This is a genomic window from Salinispora mooreana (assembly GCF_000379065.1).
GTDB lineage: Bacteria > Actinomycetota > Actinomycetes > Mycobacteriales > Micromonosporaceae > Micromonospora > Micromonospora mooreana.
On the sequence record NZ_KB900614.1, the window covers coordinates 3,163,956 to 3,180,564 of the forward strand.

Genomic DNA, 16,609 nt, shown 5'->3' on the forward strand with positions numbered 1-16,609 from the left:
GGATGGTAAGACGACCTGCTCCGGCACCGAATGCGGGATTGGGCACACGCCCCCACCTGGCCAACCCGGCGCACCCGGTCGGACACGCATCGTCGACTTTGCCAAATGTCCGTCGCGGCGGCTTTCGCAACCGGCATCCGACCCAGCAAGATAGGGGGGTTGTGTCCCAGCCCCCCTCGAAATCCCCGGTGGCTCTTCAGTGACTCAGATCCCGACGTGGAGCGGCGGACCTGTCAGTCCTCCCAGCGACCGCGCAACACCCAACACCATCATCGGCGGGCGCTACTCATTGCGCTCGGCAGTGGGCAACGGCGGCATGGGCACGGTCTGGCGTGCCGCAGACACCCTCCTGCGCCGAGACGTGGCCGTCAAGGAGGTCGTCCTACCCCAAGGACTGGCCCCCTCAGACCGCGACGCCATGTACGAACGCACCCTGCGTGAGGCCCGTGCCGCAGCAGCGATCCAACACCCCGCCGTCGTCCAGGTTTACGACGTGGTCACCGAGGGTGGCCGGCCGTGGATCGTGATGGAGCTACTCGATTCCCGCAGCCTCGCGGACATGGTGATCGAAGACGGACCGTTAGCCCAGCGGGTGGTAGCCAAGATCGGCGTCTCGCTGCTCGGCGCGCTGGAGGTGGCGCACGCGATCGGCGTGCTGCATCGTGATGTCAAGCCCGCCAACGTGCTGATCTGCTCGGACGGCCGCTGTGTGCTGACCGACTTCGGCGTGGCCCGGATGCCCACCGACGTGCAGCTCACCACGCCCGGCATGGTGCTCGGCTCCCCACACTTCATCTCCCCCGAACGGGCGATGGGCCAGGACTTCGGGCCGCCCAGCGACCTGTTCTCCCTCGGGGTGACCCTCTACACAGCCGTCGAGGGGCGCCCGCCCTTCGACAAGGGCGATCCGATCGAGACGATGCACGCAGTCGTCGAGGACCCGCCGGCCCCGCCCCAGCGCAGTGGCCCGTTGGTGCCGGTGCTGATGGGGCTGCTGGAGAAGGACCCGGACCGCCGGTTGCCGGTGGACACGGCCCGGGCCATGCTCCGCGAACTACTCGCCGGCCCGCTGACCAGCAACGCGGCTGCGGTCAACTCGGTGACCGACCCGTACTCCGTGGTGCGGGTCCAGCAACGACCAGCAGCGGTCCCACAACCGGCCGCACCCGCCCAGCCGGCCCCACCAGCCCGGCCGAAGCCGAGCGGCACGATTGGCGGTCGGGCGATGCTCGCGGCCGGTGAGTCACTCACCGACCGACTGGCCGCACTGCGCCGGGGCGAGCGGCCCGCGGTGGAGTCCCGGGCCACCCCCGCCGCCCTGGAGGACACCAGCGCCGACGCGCTCGCCGGTCCGGTGAACACACCTACCGGGGCGATGCCGGTGCCGAGCCGCACCTACGGCGGGGATGTCACCCAACGCATCGGCGGCTACCCGGGCCCAGCCGCTCCCACCGCGGGCGGGGCCCAGTGGTCGGTTCCGGGCACCGGTCAGGCGTGGACCAGCGCACCGCAGCCGCCGGCACCGGCCGGCGGTCTCGCCGACCGGGCGCGGGCCACCGGCGACCAACTCGTTCGCCGGGTGAAGGGCTGGCCGGGCAAGGTCCAACTCGCCGTCGCGGGCGGCCTGGCCGTGGTGCTCCTGATCGGCATGTTCACCCTCACCGGCGGAGACGATTCAGAGATCCCGGCGGCACCACAGACGGCTCCGACGTCAGCCGCTCCCGCCGTCGAGCTCCCCGAGTTGGTGGAGCACTCGGCCCGGGGGGTACGGGTCCTGGTGCCGAAGGGTTGGGAAGAGAAGGTCGGCGGGCTGTACACCGACTACGTCGATCCGGAGGACAACGGCCGACGGGTCCGCGTCATCACCGAGAAGTGGACCAACACCTCAGCCCGCTGGGTACAGATCGCCGAGAACGGGTTGCAGACCCGCTCCACCTCCTGTGTGAAGCCGTACCGTCAGATCGCCATGGACGTCGATACGGAGCTGGCCGGCAAACCGGCGGCCGAGTTCGAATACACCTGTGGCGAAGGCGCGGAGATGCGGCACGGCATCTGGCGTGGCGTCGCCCACGAGGGCCAGTCGTACTCGTTCTACCTGACCGTCACCGACGCCCGGTTCGAGGAGAGTCGACCGATCTTCGACGAGATGGTCAAGTCCTTCCAGCTGACCGCAGCCGGCTGAGCCTGGGCGAGCCGACGCGGTGATCCGCCGACGTGCTATCAAGAGGCATGTCGGCGGATCACCACCACCTCAATGACCTTCGCGAGCAGGCCCAACGTTGGCTCGACGACGATCCGGACCCGGCCAGCCGCGCCGAGCTACAGGCGGTGCTCGACCGGCTTCCGGCCAGCGCCCCGGAGCTGGCCGACCGCTTCGCCGGCCCGCTGACCTTCGGCACCGCGGGCCTGCGCGGCCCGTTGCGTGCCGGCCCGAACGGAATGAATCTCGCGGTGGTCACGCAGGCCGCCGCCGGGTTGGTCGCCTGGCTCACCGACCACGGCGGCACCGGTCCGCTGGTGATCGGGTACGACGCCCGCACCGGCTCCCGCGCCTTCGCGGAACGGACCGCGCAGGTCGCCACCGGTGCTGGCCGCCCGGCGCTGCTGCTCCCCCGCCCGCTACCAACGCCGGTGCTGGCCCACGCGGTACGCCAACACGGGGCGGTCGCCGGAGTGATGGTGACGGCCAGCCACAACCCGCCCCAGGACAACGGCTACAAGGTCTACCTGGGCGCGCAACTCGGTGGCGAACTGGGCGCGGGGGCGCAGATCGTGCCGCCGGCGGACGCCGAGATCGAGTCCGCTATCCGCGCGGTCGGCCCGCTGACAGCCGTACCGCTGGGCCCACCCGGGCAGCTCCTCGACGACACCCTGGTGGCGTCGTACGTGCAGCAGGCCGTCGCGGTGATCGCACCGGACGGGGCGCGCGACCTGAAAGTGGCGTACACGCCGCTACACGGAGTCGGCGCAGCGGTGCTCGCCGCGGCGTTCACCCACGCCGGTTTCCCCACCCCGCAGCTCGTGCCAGACCAGGCTGAGCCGGACCCGAAGTTCCCCACGGTCGCCTTCCCCAACCCGGAGGAGCCCGGCGCCGTTGACCGGCTCACCGCCCTGGCCGACGCGACCGGCGCGGACCTCGCGATCGCCAACGACCCGGACGCGGACCGCTGTGCCGTGGTGATCCGGGAGCCGGCCGACCCCACGGTAGACCGGGACGCTCCGGGGTGGCGGATGCTCCGCGGTGACGAGGTGGGGGCTCTCCTCGCCGACCATCTGATGCGACGCGGTCGAGCCGGCCTCTACGCGACCACCATCGTGTCCTCGGCGCTGCTGCGCGCGATGTGCACCGCCCGCAACCTGCCGTATGACGAAACCCTGACCGGATTCAAGTGGATTGTCCGGGCCGGTGGTGGGTCCACCCCGCTGGTCTTCGGCTACGAGGAGGCGCTGGGCTACTGCGTCGCCCCCGATCATGTCCGGGACAAGGACGGCATCACCGCAGCACTGACCATCGCCGAGCTCGCCGCTGGGCTCAAGGCGGAGGGGCGCAGCCTGGCCGACCGGCTGGACGAGTTGGCGGCCGAGTTCGGCGTGCACCACACCGACCAGCTCTCGGTACGCGTGGACGACCTACGGGTGATCACAGACGCGATGGCCCGAATCCGCGCCGCGACCCCGAACACGCTGCTCGGAGAGTCGCTTATCGAGTCCCGGGACCTGCTCCCGTCGGCCGATGTGGTGATCCTGCGCAGCGCCGCCGCCCGGGTGGTGATCCGACCGTCTGGCACCGAACCGAAGCTCAAGGCATACCTGGAGGTGGTGCAGCCGGTCGTGACGGGTGACATCGCCACGGCCCGCCGCCGCGCCGCGGCGGCCGTCGCCACGTTGCGCAGCGAAGTCGCCGCCAGCCTGGGGGTGTAGGGCGGAGCGCGACGCAGCAACGCCGACCATGCCGGGCCGGAAGCGGCGCCACCCAGACCGACGCCCTCGCCGAGCGCCGCCGACCTGGGCGGAGGCGGCGCCGGCTGCCACCCAAACGCCGGCCGTGGACCGGTCGGTCAGAAGCGGGGCATACCGCCGAACTGTCGGTCACCGGCGTCGCCCAGGCCAGGGACGATGAACCGACGGTCGTTGAGGCCCTCGTCGACTGCGGCCGTTACCAGGCGCAGGGGCAGGCCGGAGCGGTCCAGCCGGTCAATCCCGACCGGCGCGGCGAGCACGCAGAGCACCGTGATGTCGGTACACCCCCGATCGGCGAGCAGCCGGCAACAGTGCTCCAACGAGCCACCGGTGGCGAGCATCGGGTCGAGCACCAGCACCGGCAGTCCGGTGAGGTCAGCCGGGAGCGACTCCATGTACGCGCGGGGCTCGAAGGTCTCCTCGTCCCGGGCCAGGCCGACGAAGCCCATCGACGACTCCGGCAACAGACTCAGCGCGGCGTCGGCCATGCCGAGGCCGGCCCGCAGCACCGGCACCAGCAGCGGCGGATTGGCGAGTCGGGTGCCCTGAGTGCTGGTGACCGGGGTTTGCACCGGGTAACGCTCGACGGAAAGGGAGCGGGCCGCCTCGTACACCAGCATGGTGGTGAGTTCGTGTAGCGCGGCGCGGAACGAGGCCGAGTCGGTCCGGGCGTCGCGCATCGCGGTCAACCGCGCCTGGGCGAGCGGGTGGTCAATGACGTGTACGTCCACGGTCGCTCAACCTACCCGCCCACGGCCCTGGGCACCCTCGGTGTGGCCGGAACGAGGGCGCTGGCACGCACCGTCACCGTGGCCAAGATCACAGTCTCGAGCTCCGGCGTAGACTCCGGCTCATGACGGCGACAGCGATGTCGGCCCGGTCGGACCTCACCGAGCTGGGACGATCCGAGACCGCCCTCCGGGCGTTCCTTCACGGCCTGCCCGGCGTGGACCAGGTCGGCGCCGAGCAGCGGGCGGCGCAGCTCGGCACCCGTTCGATCAAGGCCACGGCGAAGGCCTGGGCGATCGACCTGGCGATCCGGATGGTCGACCTGACCACGCTGGAGGGGGCCGACACCCCCGGGAAGGTGCGGGCGCTCGCCGCCAAGGCCCTACGCCCCGACCCCGCCGACCCGTCCTGTCCGCACGTCGGCGCCGTCTGCGTCTACCCGTCGATGGTCCCGTACGTGGCCGAGGTCCTTCGCGGGCCGGCCGGCGGGGCAGGACCGGCCGGCGCCGCAGCGGCACCAGCCGGAGCCGGCGTGGTACACCTGGCCAGCGTGGCGACCGCCTTCCCCTCCGGCCAGGCACCGCTGGAGGTCAAGCTCGCCGACACCCGAGCTGCGGTCGCAGCCGGCGCCGACGAGATCGACATGGTGATTAACCGGAGCGCCTTCCTGACCGGCCAGTACCAGGAGGTCTACGACGAGATCGTGGCCGTCCGGGAAGCCAGCGGCCCGGCCCACCTCAAGGTGATCCTGGAAACCGGGGAGCTCTCCACCTACGACAACGTCCGCCGCGCATCCTGGCTCGCCATGCTGGCCGGCGCGGACTTCATCAAGACCTCCACCGGCAAGGTCCCGGCGGCGGCCACCCCGCCCGTGACGCTGGTGATGCTGGAGGCAGTCCGGGACTTCCGTGCCGCGACCGGACGGCAGGTCGGCGTGAAGCCGGCCGGCGGCATCAAGACCACCAAAGATGCCATCAGGTACCTCGTGCTGGTCAACGAGACGGTCGGTGCGGACTGGCTGGACCCGGACTGGTTCCGGTTCGGCGCCTCCAGCCTCCTCAACGACCTGCTGATGCAGCGCACCAAGCTGACGACCGGCGACTATGCCGGTCCCGACCACTTCACCCGGGACTGAGCGCGATGTTCGAATACGCCCCCGCCCCCGAGTCGCGCTCGGTGGTACGGCTTCAGCCCGCGTACGGGCTCTTCGTCGGCGGTGAGTTCGTCGACCCGACCGACGGCGGTAGCTTCACGTCGATCAACCCCGCCTCCGAGGAGGTCCTCGCCGAAGTCGCCGCGGGCGGCGTCGGTGATGTCGACCGAGCGGTCCGCGCCGCGCGAACCGCGTACGACCGGGTCTGGGGTCCGATGCCGGGCCGGGACCGGGCCAAGTACCTGTTCCGGATCGCCCGCCTCATCCAGGAGCGTTCCCGCGAGTTGGCGGTGCTGGAGTCGTTGGACAACGGCAAACCGATCAAAGAGTCCCGGGACGTTGACCTTCCGCTGGTAGCCGCCCACTTCTTCTACTACGCCGGCTGGGCGGACAAGCTCGACCACGCGGGGTTCGGGCCCGGCCCCCGGCCGCTCGGGGTGGCCGCGCAAATCATCCCGTGGAACTTCCCCCTGCTCATGTTGGCGTGGAAGATCGCCCCGGCGCTGGCCACCGGCAACACCGTGGTGCTCAAACCCGCGGAGACGACCTCACTGACCGCGCTGCTCTTCGCCGAGATCTGCCAGCAGGCCGACCTCCCCGCCGGCGTGGTGAACATCGTCACCGGCGCGGGTGAAACCGGCCGGGCCCTGGTCGAGCACCACGACGTGGACAAGGTCGCCTTCACCGGCTCCACCGAGGTGGGCAAGGCCATCGCCCGCGCCGTCGCCGGCACCGACACGAAGCTCACCCTGGAGCTGGGCGGTAAGGCCGCCAACATCGTCTTCGACGACGCCCCGGTGGACCAGGCGGTCGAGGGCATCGTCAACGGCATCTTCTTCAACCAGGGGCACGTCTGCTGCGCCGGCTCCCGCCTGCTGCTCCAGGAGTCGGTCGCCGACCAGGTACTCGCGTCGCTCAGACGGCGGATGGCCCTGCTGCGCGTGGGTGACCCGCTGGACAAGAACACCGACATCGGGGCGATCAACTCGGCGGCGCAGCTGGCCCGGATCAGAGAGCTCGCCGACGCCGGCACGGCCGAGGGTACTCAGCGCTGGTCGCCCCCGTGCGAGCTGCCCGAGCGCGGCTTCTGGTTCGCGCCCACCATCTTCACCGGGGTCATCCAGGCCCACCGGATCGCCCGCGAGGAGATCTTCGGCCCGGTGCTGTCCGTACTGACCTTCCGCACCCCGGCGGAGGCCGTCGAGAAGGCCAACAACACTCCGTACGGGCTCTCGGCCGGCGTGTGGACGGAGAAGGGCTCCCGGATGCTGTGGCTGGCCGACCGGCTCCGCGCCGGCGTGGTCTGGGCCAACACCTTCAACAAATTCGACCCCACCTCGCCGTTCGGCGGTTACCAGGAGTCGGGCTACGGTCGCGAGGGCGGCCGGCACGGGCTGGAGGCGTACCTGAATGTCTGAGCGGGTCGCGGTACGAAAGACGTACAAGCTCTACATCGGCGGGAAGTTCCCGCGCAGCGAGTCGGGACGGTCGTATCTCGTGCAGTCAGGTGAGAACAGCACGGCCAACGTGGCGCTCGCCTCGCGCAAGGACGCACGGGACGCTGTCGTGGCGGCCCGGGCCGCCGGTTCGGGTTGGGCCGGCGCGACCGCGTACAACCGGGGTCAGATCCTCTACCGCGCCGCCGAGATGCTGGAGGGCCGACGCGAGCAGTTCGTGGCCCTGGGCATCCCCGGTGACGAGGTGGACGCCGCGACCGACCGTTGGGTCTGGTACGCCGGCTGGTCGGACAAGCTGCCCCAGGTGCGGGGCGGTGTGAACCCGGTCGCTGGCCCGTACCTCAACCTGTCGACGCCGGAGCCGACCGGCGTGGTGGCGGTGGTGGCCCCCGCGGCACCGGCGCTGCTCGGCCTGGTCAGTGTGATCGCCCCGGCGATCGTGAGCGGAAACACGGTGGTCGTGGCGGCCTCGCCCACCGACCCCCTCGCCGCGGTGACGCTGGCCGAGGTGCTGGCCACCGCCGACCTGCCCGCCGGGGTGGTCAACATCCTGACCGGTCGCCTCCAGGAGACCGTCCCGTCGCTGGCGGGCCATCGGGATGTCAACGCCCTCGACCTGACGGGCGTGGCCGACGCCGAGCTGGCGACGAGTCTGGAGGTCAAGGCGGCGGAGAACCTCAAGCGGGTACTGCGTCCCGTCCCAGCCAACCACGACTGGTACGCCGATCCCGGCCTGGCCCGGATGACGGCACTGCTGGAGACGAAGACGGTCTGGCACCCCAAGGGCGGGTAGCGGACACTACTACGCAGGGTAGGATTACCGGGTGACCCGGCTCGGCGAGCTCGAACGCGCAGTGATGGATGTGCTGTGGGACCTACTCCCCGGCAGGTCAGCGGGGCTCATGGTGCGGGAGGTCGTCGATGCCCTCGCCGGGCGCGAGCTGGCCTACACCACCGTGCTGACCGTGCTGGACCGACTCTCCGGCAAGGGCATGGTGCGGCGGGAACGCGAGGGGCGGGCCTGGCGCTACCGGGCCGCCGCAAGCCGAGAGGCGCACATCGCCAAGCTCATGCTCGACGCGCTGGATCTCGGCGGTAGCCGAGACGCCGCCCTGGTGCGCTTCGCCCGGTCGGTGACCGGCACCGAGGCGGAGGTGCTGCGCGCCGCGTTGAGCGCGGCGGGCGAGCCCAGCACACCGGCCAGCCCCGTCACACCGGCGGACCCCACCACACCGACGGTCCCGGCCACACCGGCCGCCAAGGCGCCGGAGCACTAGGGCGGCCCGCATGACGTACGCGCTGCATTTCGGGCTCGCGGTGCTGGCCTGCTGGCTCACCGCGCAGGTGTTGGCCAGTTCGACCTGGACCTGGCGCAGCCCGCGGGTGGCCATTCTCTGCTGGCAGGCGGTCGGCCTGGCGGCTGGCCTGGCGGCGATGGGTCTCCCGATGGCCCTCGGCCTGGCCGCCTACGACCTACCGACCGGCAGCGCCCTCTGGGCCCTCGCCGGGGAGCTGCGGCGCGGCGCGTGGCCAGCCGGGGTATCCGCGCTCCAGCTCGGGCTCGTCGGTCTCGGCTGCGGAATCGGCGTGGTGCTGTTCACCACCACCCTCCGCAGCCTGTACAGCGCTGTCCGGGCCCAACGCCGCCACCGGGATCTGCTCACGCTGGTCGCCCGGCAGGATCCGACGGTGCCCGGCGCACTGGTGCTCGACCATCCGAGTGCGGCCGCGTACTGCCTGCCCGGGGTACGGCCTCGGGTTGTCGTGAGTGCCGGCACCCTCGACCTGCTGGACCGGGCCGAACTGGCGGCCGTGCTCACCCACGAACGGGCCCACGCCCAGGAACGGCACGATCTCGTCCTGTTGCCGTTCACCGCGCTCCGCCGGGTGCTGCCCTGGCTCCGCTGGGTACGGGACGCACACGAGCGAGTCGCCCTGCTCGTCGAGATGCGCGCCGATGACAAGGCCCGCGAGCGGCATGCCGAGGCACCCCTGGCGGGCGCGCTGCGCCGGTTCGCCGCCGCTGGTGACCGACTCACCCCGGCCGGCACCCTGGGCCTTGGCGACCACGACCTCGAACTGCGGGTCCACCGGCTGCTGGAGTCGGGACGACCGCCCCGGCTGGTCGGGGCCACCGCGCTGGCGGTGACGACCACGCTGGTCGCCCTACCGGTCTCGCTGTTCCTGAGCTGATGGCCGCGGCACCACCGGAGTCCGGCCCGACTAGGCTTTGCGAAATGTGCAGGTGGGTGTTCCGGGGACGGACTGACCGTAGGGCACCGGGACAGCGGTGAACCGTCGTCCCTTCGATCCACGTCTGCTGCGACGGGTCCCCGCGGCCCGGCGCGACCTCGCCGTGCTCGCGCTCCTCGGCGTACTCGCCGCGGGTCTGGTGCTGGCGCAGGCGACCGCGCTCGCCGCACTGCTCGCCACCGCGTTCGACGGACAGCTCAACCGACCCGCGTTGGCCGGCTTCGTCGCCGCGATCAGCGCCCGATCGCTGCTGGTGTGGGCGCAGGGAACGGTGTCGGCCCGGGTCGCCGCGACGGTCAAGGCAGCGCTGCGGGCCGAGTTGCTCGGCGCGGTCGGTCGACACGGCCCGACCTGGGTCGCCGGGCAGCGAGCGGGACAGCTGGCCACCCTGGCCGGGCGCGGGCTGGACGCGCTGGACGCCTACTTCACCGGGTACCTGCCGCAGCTTGTACTCAGCGTCACCGTGCCGATCGCCGTACTCGCCCGGATCTTCGTCGCCGACTGGAGCTCCGCCCTCATCATCGCGGTCACCCTCCCCCTCATCCCGATCTTCGGTGCGCTGCTCGGCTGGCAGGCGCAGGCGGCGACGGAACGTCAGTGGCGGCGGCTCGCGCTGCTCGGCGGGCACTTCCTGGACATGATCGCCGGCCTCCCGACGCTGTGGACGTTCGGCCGGGCCCGGTCGCAGACCGAGGTGGTCCGCCGGATGGCCGACGGGCACCGGGTGGCGACCATGCGAACGCTGCGCATCGCGTTCCTCTCCGCGCTGGTGCTGGAGTTGGTCGCCACCCTCTCCGTCGCGCTGGTCGCGGTGCCGGTCGGCGTCCGGCTGCTCGGCGGCGGGCTGACCCTGCAGACCGCGCTGCTGGTGCTGCTCCTCACCCCCGAGGCGTATCTGCCGCTGCGGGCTGCCGGCAGCCGCTTCCACGCCAGCATGGAGGGGCTCACCGCGCTGGACGAGGCGCTCACCCTCTCTGCCGGGGCACCCGACGCCGGCGCCGGGGCAGGCCCGGCCCAGCCGAACGGCCGGGGCGTGATCCGGTTCGAGGGTGTCACCGTCGCCTACGATCGGACCACGGCGCTACGCGATGTCACGCTGACCATCCAGCCCGGCGAGCGGATCGCGGTGGTCGGGCCGAGCGGCGCCGGCAAGAGCACCCTGCTGAACCTGCTGCTTGGATTTGTTCGGCCTACCTCCGGCCGGCTGACCGTGGACGGCGTCGACCTGGCCCAGGCCGACCTGGACGCCTGGCGCCGCCACCTCGCCTGGGTTCCGCAGCGGGCCCACCTCTTCGCCGCCTCACTGGCCGACAACATCCGTCTCGGCTCCCCTGACCTGCCCGACGCCGCGCTGTCCGACGCCGTACGCGACGCGGCGCTGACCGATGTCGTCGCCGCGCTCCCCGACGGGCTGTTCACCCGCCTCGGTGAGCGGGGGCACGGCCTCTCCAGTGGTCAACGACAACGGGTCGCGCTGGCCCGTGCCTTCCTCCGGGACGCACCGGTGGTGCTGCTCGACGAACCGACCGCCCGCCTGGACTCAGCGAGCGAGTCCGCCGTCCTCAGGTCCACCCGCGCGCTGGTGGCCGGTCGCACCGCGCTGCTGGTGGCCCATCGTCCCGCGCTGCTGGCCGACGCGGACCGCGTGCTGCGGGTCGCCGACGGGCGGGTTACCGAGCTCACCTCGACCCCTGCCGCGAGGACGACCTGATGAGTGTCTCCGACCCGACCAGCTATCCGGGTGCTCCCCCGACCGACGGCACCGAGGACGATGCGGCGGCGCGGTCCACCGGGCGTGCCGACGCGCCGGAGTGGGTGGTGCTGCGACTGGCCCGCCCCTATGTGAACCGGCTAATCGGGGCGGGCCTACTCGCCGCCGCCACCGAATTCGCCGCGCTGGCCCTGATGTCCACCGCGACATGGCTGCTGATGAGCGCCGCGGGCCGCCCGCCGCTGGACCGGCTGACGGTGGCGATCGTCGCCGTCCGCGCGCTCGCCATCGGGCGCGGCGTGCTGCGCTACACCGAGCGCCTGGCCGGGCACGACGCGGTGCTGCGGCTGGTCACCGATGTCCGTACCCGCGTCTTCGCTGCCCTGGCGTCCCGGCGGGACAGCGCCGGGCAGCGCTCCGGCGACGCCCTGAGCCGGCTGGTCTCCGATGTCGAAGCCGTCCAGGACCTGCTGCTACGGGTCCTCGTACCGGCCACGGCAGCCGGGGTGGTAGGCGTGGTGGCCGTCGCCGCGACCACCTTCGTCTCACCGGCCGCCGCCGGAGCGCTCGCGGTGGGACTACTGCTTGCGGGGGTCGCGCTGCCGGCGTTGGCCACCGCGCTGACCCGACGCGCCGCCGCCGAGCTGGCGCCGTTACGCGGCGCCCTGGCCACCGACGCCGTTGACCTCACCCACGGCGCTGCCGACCTCGCCGCCTTCGGGGCCACCGATCGGGCCTGGGGGGCGGCAACCGGCCGGATCCGGCGGTTGGCCCGAATCGAGCGACGGTTGGCCGCGACCGGCTTCGCGGTGGACGCGCTGGGGGTCCTGGTGGCCGGGCTGACCGCCGGAGCGGTGCTGCTGGTGGCCTTGGCCGACGGCGTAGCCGGGGTGCTGGTCGGCGTCCTCGCCGTCGGCACGCTGGTCGCCGTCGAGGTCGCGCTCGCCCTCGTCGGCGCCGCCCGGCAGTGGACCGGCCTCCGCGCCGGCCTCACCCGGGTCGCCGCGCTACTCCAGGAGGCGCCGGCAGCATCCGCGGCCACCCCGCCGGTGCGCCCCGCCCCCACCGCCGCGGAGATCCGATTCAGCAATGTCACCGTCCGCTACCGCAGCGAGGGGCCGCCCGCCCTCGACCGGCTCCGCCTGGACCTGCCCGCCGGCCGGCGAGTCGCCGTGGTGGGGCCGAGCGGCGCCGGCAAGAGCACGCTCGCCGCCGTCCTGACCGGAAGCGTACGGCCGACCACCGGACAGATCTTCCTGGACGGACAGGAGCTCTCCGCCTACCCGGCGGAGCTGCTCCCCCGCTTCGTCGGGGGCCTCCTCGCCGAGACGTACGTCTTTCACGCCACGGTCCGGGAGAACCTGTTGCTCGGTCGCCCCGGCGCGACCGAGGCGGACCTTGCGGCGGCGACCGGCACCGCCGGGCTGGCAGGTTGGATACGGGAGCAGCCTGACGGCTGGGACACGGTGGTAGGGGAAGAGGGCGGGCAGCTCTCCGGTGGCCAGCGGCAGCGTCTCGCGCTGGCTCGGGCGCTCCTCGCCGAGCCGGCGGTGCTGGTGCTCGACGAACCGACCGAAGGGCTCGACCCGGTGGCCGCGGACGACGTACTGGCGTCCGTGCTGGCCGCCACGCCGGCCCAACGCTCCGTCCTGCTGATCAGCCACCGGCTGCGCGGCCTCGACGCGGTTGACGAGATCCTGGTGCTCGAATCTGGTCGGGTGGTCCAACGCGGCCGGCATGCCGACCTGGTCGCCACCCCTGGCTGGTATCGGGATCAGTGGCAGCTCCAGGAGGCTGCCGAGCGCGGCTATCTCGCTCTCCACCCGCTGCCCTGACCGGGCCAGCGGTTCCGGACTGACGCGCGGTCCGGGCTACCTCCCGCCGGCGGTCTCGGTCGGTCGCACGTCCGTAATTCCCGATCGCCGCCGGGGTGCCGACACCACAGTCCGCTGTTGCCCACTAGGGTATGTGCGCGTAGTCACCCGCCGGGTCGACCTGGTGGGTGGGCAATCCGAAGCACACGGAGGTCAGCGTGGCCCGCAAGTCGCCTCAACGACCCGACTCCGACGAGCCTGAACTCGACGAACCGGCGGCCTCCGGCACCGCCGCCGCGTCGGTTGAGGCCTCCCGCGCGCTCTGGGCGGAGCTGCGGATCGACCCGGTGGAGATCGCGCTACCCACCGGTACCGGCTACACGCTGCGGGCCTACCGCCCAGCTCGGGAGCTGACCCCGACCGAGGTCGAAGAGCGCGACCAGGACGATCCCTTCCTCGCCCGGCGACAGGTGGTGACCGAAGAGGACGACGACGATGAGGTCGTCATTCTCGACGAGGAGGTCGCCCAGGAGTTCGCGGAGAGCGACGAGGAGGAGCGCAAGGCCCGCGGCGACTCCGGCGACGAGACGGAGGCAGCCCCGGCCGAGGACGCGGACGACGCGGACGACGCGGACGACGAAGAGGTACCGGTCTTCCTCAGTCACAAGGGTCGGCTGCTGCTCTTCAAGACGGCCGAGTCCCTGGTCAGTTTCGTGCGCTCCGGCGCTCCCAACGATCTGTCCCAGCTAGACAGTTGGGGTGAACTGTCCGAGCGGCTGGAGCCGGCCGATGTCACGCCGCTCGACGAGGACACCTACGAGCTCGACCTGGTCGTGGAGAACCTGCGCGGCGGGCACGACGCGTGGGACTCGACGCTGCTCATCGAAGCCGGAGAGATCGCCCGCGACCTCTCGTACGCGCTGCGGCTGCCCGCCGTGCTGGAAATGCTCTCCGCCGGCTCCAGCCTTGACGACCTGGACGAGGCGCTACGGGCGGCTGCCAACGGGGGGATCGGCGCGTTTCGCGGCCGGCGCCGGCTCAAGAAGATCGGGGCACAAACCGCAAGCCTGGGCTGGCGGACCATTGTCGGCAAGATCTCTGCCGTTGTGGACTGGCGCGACTGACCCGTACCAGGGAGCATCATTCTGGCAGAGAAGACCTGTGTCCCGGGAGGAGGACGACGCGTGGCGCTCGTGCGCGTGTACTGCGGTCTGGCCTCGGCGGATCCGGCTGAGCGGCCAGCTTCCGTCGGTTCGACGCTGACATCCGCTGTGGTGGACGACGCTGGTCGTCTGCTACACGTCTGCGAGATCAGCGACGACCCCGCCGGCTACGCCCAGTTGGTCACGCTGCTCGTGGAGCGGTCAGGCGGACCCAGCGGCGCGGCGATCGCCGCCGACAACGATGACCACACAGTCACCTCCCTCGTCAGCGCCGCTGGTCGTCCGCTGGCGATCGCCGACGACGACTCGGTGGACGACTTCGCCGAGCGGTTCGCCGACGACGACTCCCTTGAGGAGGTGCAGGCATCAGCGGTGCAGCGACGGGCCATCGGCCTCGCCCGCGCCCTGCAGGCCGGTGCACTCTCCGCCGTCGCGCTCCCCGCTCCTCGGGACCTGGCCGGTTACAAGCCGGTCCTCGCCGCGCACGCCGCGCTCGCCAGCGGCCGGCATTCGGCCGCGGTCGCGCTACGGGAAGTGCTGCGGGAGCTCTTCCCGGCGGCCCTACAGGCCTACCCGGATCCGGCCGAACCGGTTGCGCTGGCCGTGCTGGACGCCCTTCCCGAGCCCGGGATGCTGACCAGCACCGAGCCTGACGAGCCGACCGGCCGAGTCGTCGCGGACCTCACCGCCGAAGGCATCGCCGCACCAGAGGTGGTCGAGGCCGCGATCACCTCCCTCCGGGTCGCGGTCTCCGAGACCCCGCGCCGCGCCTCGGTCAGCCGGGCCCTCACCTCAGCGGTGTCAACAACCGTCCGGCAGGCCGTCGCCGCGGTCCGGGCCTGCGACGTCGGCTGCGAGACGTTGGTCGGCGTGCTCCACGATCGAGCGGGCGCTCCGGTGCCGGGCCGACGGGCCGCCGCCGGACGCGGTGCACCGATCGACGACCCCGTGTCCGCCGGCGCTGCCCTCTCCACCCGGCCGACTGCGGCCCGCCGGCCCCGACCAGAGGCGATGCCGGGCCAGACCGCCCCGCCGTCCCCGCGCCCGATCGGCCCCCCACCGGTTGCGCCGATGCCGGTTACACCCCCGCCGGTGGCCCCGGAGCCAATCACACCCGCGGCCGTGGCCGGTCCGCCGGTGACTGCGGCACCGGCTCAGCCGGCGGCGACGCCAAGCCCTGTTGACGGCCCGACGAACCGCCTCATCTCGTCGCCCGGCAGCACCCCCGCCCCGCCGTCGCAACGCGGCTCGGGCTCACCGGCGGAGGCGGGTGAGCCGTTCCGGGCGACGTTGACCACCGCGGCGATCCAGAATGCCCGCGCTGAGCGGCAACACACCATCACCCCGCCGCGACCCAACACGAAAGCCGAATCGCCGACACCGAGCGGCGGGTTCAGCGTGACCGACCCCAGCGTGCCGGTGCCCACTCCGCGCCCCAGCCGCGATCCCGCTCCCCCGGGCTCGCGGGCAAACTGGCCGCTGGTCAACAACCCGGACCCGGCGGACAGTTCCGCGCTCAACCCGATGGCCGACTCGTATGGCGGGCAGGGGGTGGACGCTCCGACCGATCCAGGCGCGGAGAATCGGGTGCCACCGCCGTGGCTGGCCGACGACATGCCGCAGGAGCCGCCGGCGCTCCGCCTGGTCGAGCCACCACCGCTGGCCGACCGCGCGCTGCGCGACGGGGCCGACCCACAGCTCGAGACGCCACCGCTCCGCCTCGTTGACCAGGATGGGCCCCGCAGCCACCAGCCCGCCGAGCACCCCAGCGGGCGGCAGTTGCCGGCGGTGGAGCACCGTCCCCCACCGATCGCCGACGACGGGGACGGGGACCTGCTCATCTTCGCCCAGGCGAAGTCGGCCTGGTTCGTCGGTCAGAGCGAAGACGACGAGGTGGACTGGTCGTCGCTGAACGACACTGGCTGGCAGGCGGCCGAGCAGGCAGCGGAGCAGGCGGCGAAGGCGACGGCCGCCTCCGAGACTGCAGCGGGCCTTCCCATTCGGGTGCCGCAGGCCAACCTGGTCCCCGGTTCACCGAAGCGGGACGAACGGCCGCTGCGGATTGTTCGCGATCCGGCCAGCCTCGCCGAGAACACCACCGGCTACTTCCGCGGCTGGCGTCGGGGACAGGAGATCGGGGGCTTCGCGGTCGGCGGCCGACCGGGGCGCGAAGCCGCTGGCGGCTGGGACTTCACCCGGGACACCGGTGACCGTGACGAGGAACGAGAGTACGAGTACCGCTCAGCCGGATACCGATCCTGACTCCTGGGGCCCGGCCCCTCAACCAGCACCAGCTAGATCGCGAACAGCCCTCGGCAGTTGGCCGGGGGCTGTTCGACTTCCTCGGCCCAGCATGCTGCGGCATCGGT

12 protein-coding genes are annotated in these 16,609 nt (G+C 72.2%); 11 read left to right on the forward strand and 1 reads right to left on the reverse strand.

The window, feature by feature from the left end; all coding sequences use genetic code 11:
- The first annotated feature begins 199 nt into the window (after positions 1-199).
- Positions 200-2,182 (forward strand): serine/threonine-protein kinase, encoded by a 1,983-nt coding sequence (locus tag SALPAC6_RS0115100; protein WP_026189697.1) that lies wholly within the window; start codon positions 200-202, stop codon positions 2,180-2,182.
- Between the two features lie 47 nt (positions 2,183-2,229).
- A complete protein-coding gene (locus SALPAC6_RS0115105; RefSeq protein WP_018254231.1) occupies positions 2,230-3,921 on the forward strand; it encodes a phospho-sugar mutase in 1,692 nt (563 codons plus the stop codon).
- A 137-nt stretch (positions 3,922-4,058) separates the two neighbouring features.
- Here SALPAC6_RS0115105 and upp read toward each other — a convergent pair whose 3' ends face one another.
- Complete coding sequence (gene upp, locus SALPAC6_RS0115110) at positions 4,059-4,691, reverse strand: uracil phosphoribosyltransferase (RefSeq protein WP_018254232.1); 633 nt, start codon at positions 4,689-4,691, stop codon at positions 4,059-4,061.
- Positions 4,692-4,813: 122 nt separating this feature from the next.
- On the opposite strand from upp, the gene deoC reads away from it, so the two are divergent.
- The 9 genes from deoC to SALPAC6_RS0115155 all read left to right on the forward strand — a co-directional run bounded on the left by deoC (position 4,814) and on the right by SALPAC6_RS0115155 (position 16,502).
- Positions 4,814-5,824 (forward strand): deoxyribose-phosphate aldolase, encoded by a 1,011-nt coding sequence (deoC, locus tag SALPAC6_RS0115115; protein ID WP_020493591.1) that lies wholly within the window; start codon positions 4,814-4,816, stop codon positions 5,822-5,824.
- Positions 5,825-5,829: 5 nt separating this feature from the next.
- The gene (locus tag SALPAC6_RS0115120; protein ID WP_018254234.1) at positions 5,830-7,260 is read left to right on the forward strand and encodes an aldehyde dehydrogenase family protein; all 1,431 of its coding nucleotides are present in this window, start codon (positions 5,830-5,832) and stop codon (positions 7,258-7,260) included.
- Positions 7,253-8,092: an aldehyde dehydrogenase family protein gene (locus tag SALPAC6_RS0115125; RefSeq protein WP_018254235.1), complete on the forward strand. Its 840-nt coding sequence runs from the start codon at positions 7,253-7,255 to the stop codon at positions 8,090-8,092. The genes SALPAC6_RS0115120 and SALPAC6_RS0115125 overlap by 8 nt, the downstream gene beginning before the upstream one ends.
- A gap of 31 nt (positions 8,093-8,123) precedes the next feature.
- Complete coding sequence (locus SALPAC6_RS0115130; protein WP_018254236.1) at positions 8,124-8,576, forward strand: BlaI/MecI/CopY family transcriptional regulator; 453 nt, start codon at positions 8,124-8,126, stop codon at positions 8,574-8,576.
- 10 nt (positions 8,577-8,586) lie between these two features.
- Positions 8,587-9,492 carry a M56 family metallopeptidase gene (locus SALPAC6_RS0115135; RefSeq protein ID WP_018254237.1) on the forward strand — a complete coding sequence of 302 codons (906 nt, stop codon included), beginning with the start codon at positions 8,587-8,589 and terminating at the stop codon, positions 9,490-9,492.
- 97 nt (positions 9,493-9,589) lie between these two features.
- Entirely contained in the window at positions 9,590-11,263 is a 1,674-nt protein-coding gene (cydD, locus tag SALPAC6_RS0115140) for a thiol reductant ABC exporter subunit CydD (RefSeq protein WP_018254238.1), read from the forward strand.
- Positions 11,263-13,098 carry a thiol reductant ABC exporter subunit CydC gene (cydC, locus tag SALPAC6_RS0115145; protein WP_018254239.1) on the forward strand — a complete coding sequence of 612 codons (1,836 nt, stop codon included), beginning with the start codon at positions 11,263-11,265 and terminating at the stop codon, positions 13,096-13,098. Before cydD ends, cydC begins: the two co-directional genes overlap by 1 nt.
- A gap of 167 nt (positions 13,099-13,265) precedes the next feature.
- Positions 13,266-14,201: a hypothetical protein gene (locus SALPAC6_RS0115150; RefSeq protein ID WP_018254240.1), complete on the forward strand. Its 936-nt coding sequence runs from the start codon at positions 13,266-13,268 to the stop codon at positions 14,199-14,201.
- Positions 14,202-14,261: 60 nt separating this feature from the next.
- The gene (locus tag SALPAC6_RS0115155) at positions 14,262-16,502 is read left to right on the forward strand and encodes a hypothetical protein (RefSeq protein ID WP_018254241.1); all 2,241 of its coding nucleotides are present in this window, start codon (positions 14,262-14,264) and stop codon (positions 16,500-16,502) included.
- Positions 16,503-16,609: the final 107 nt, after the last annotated feature.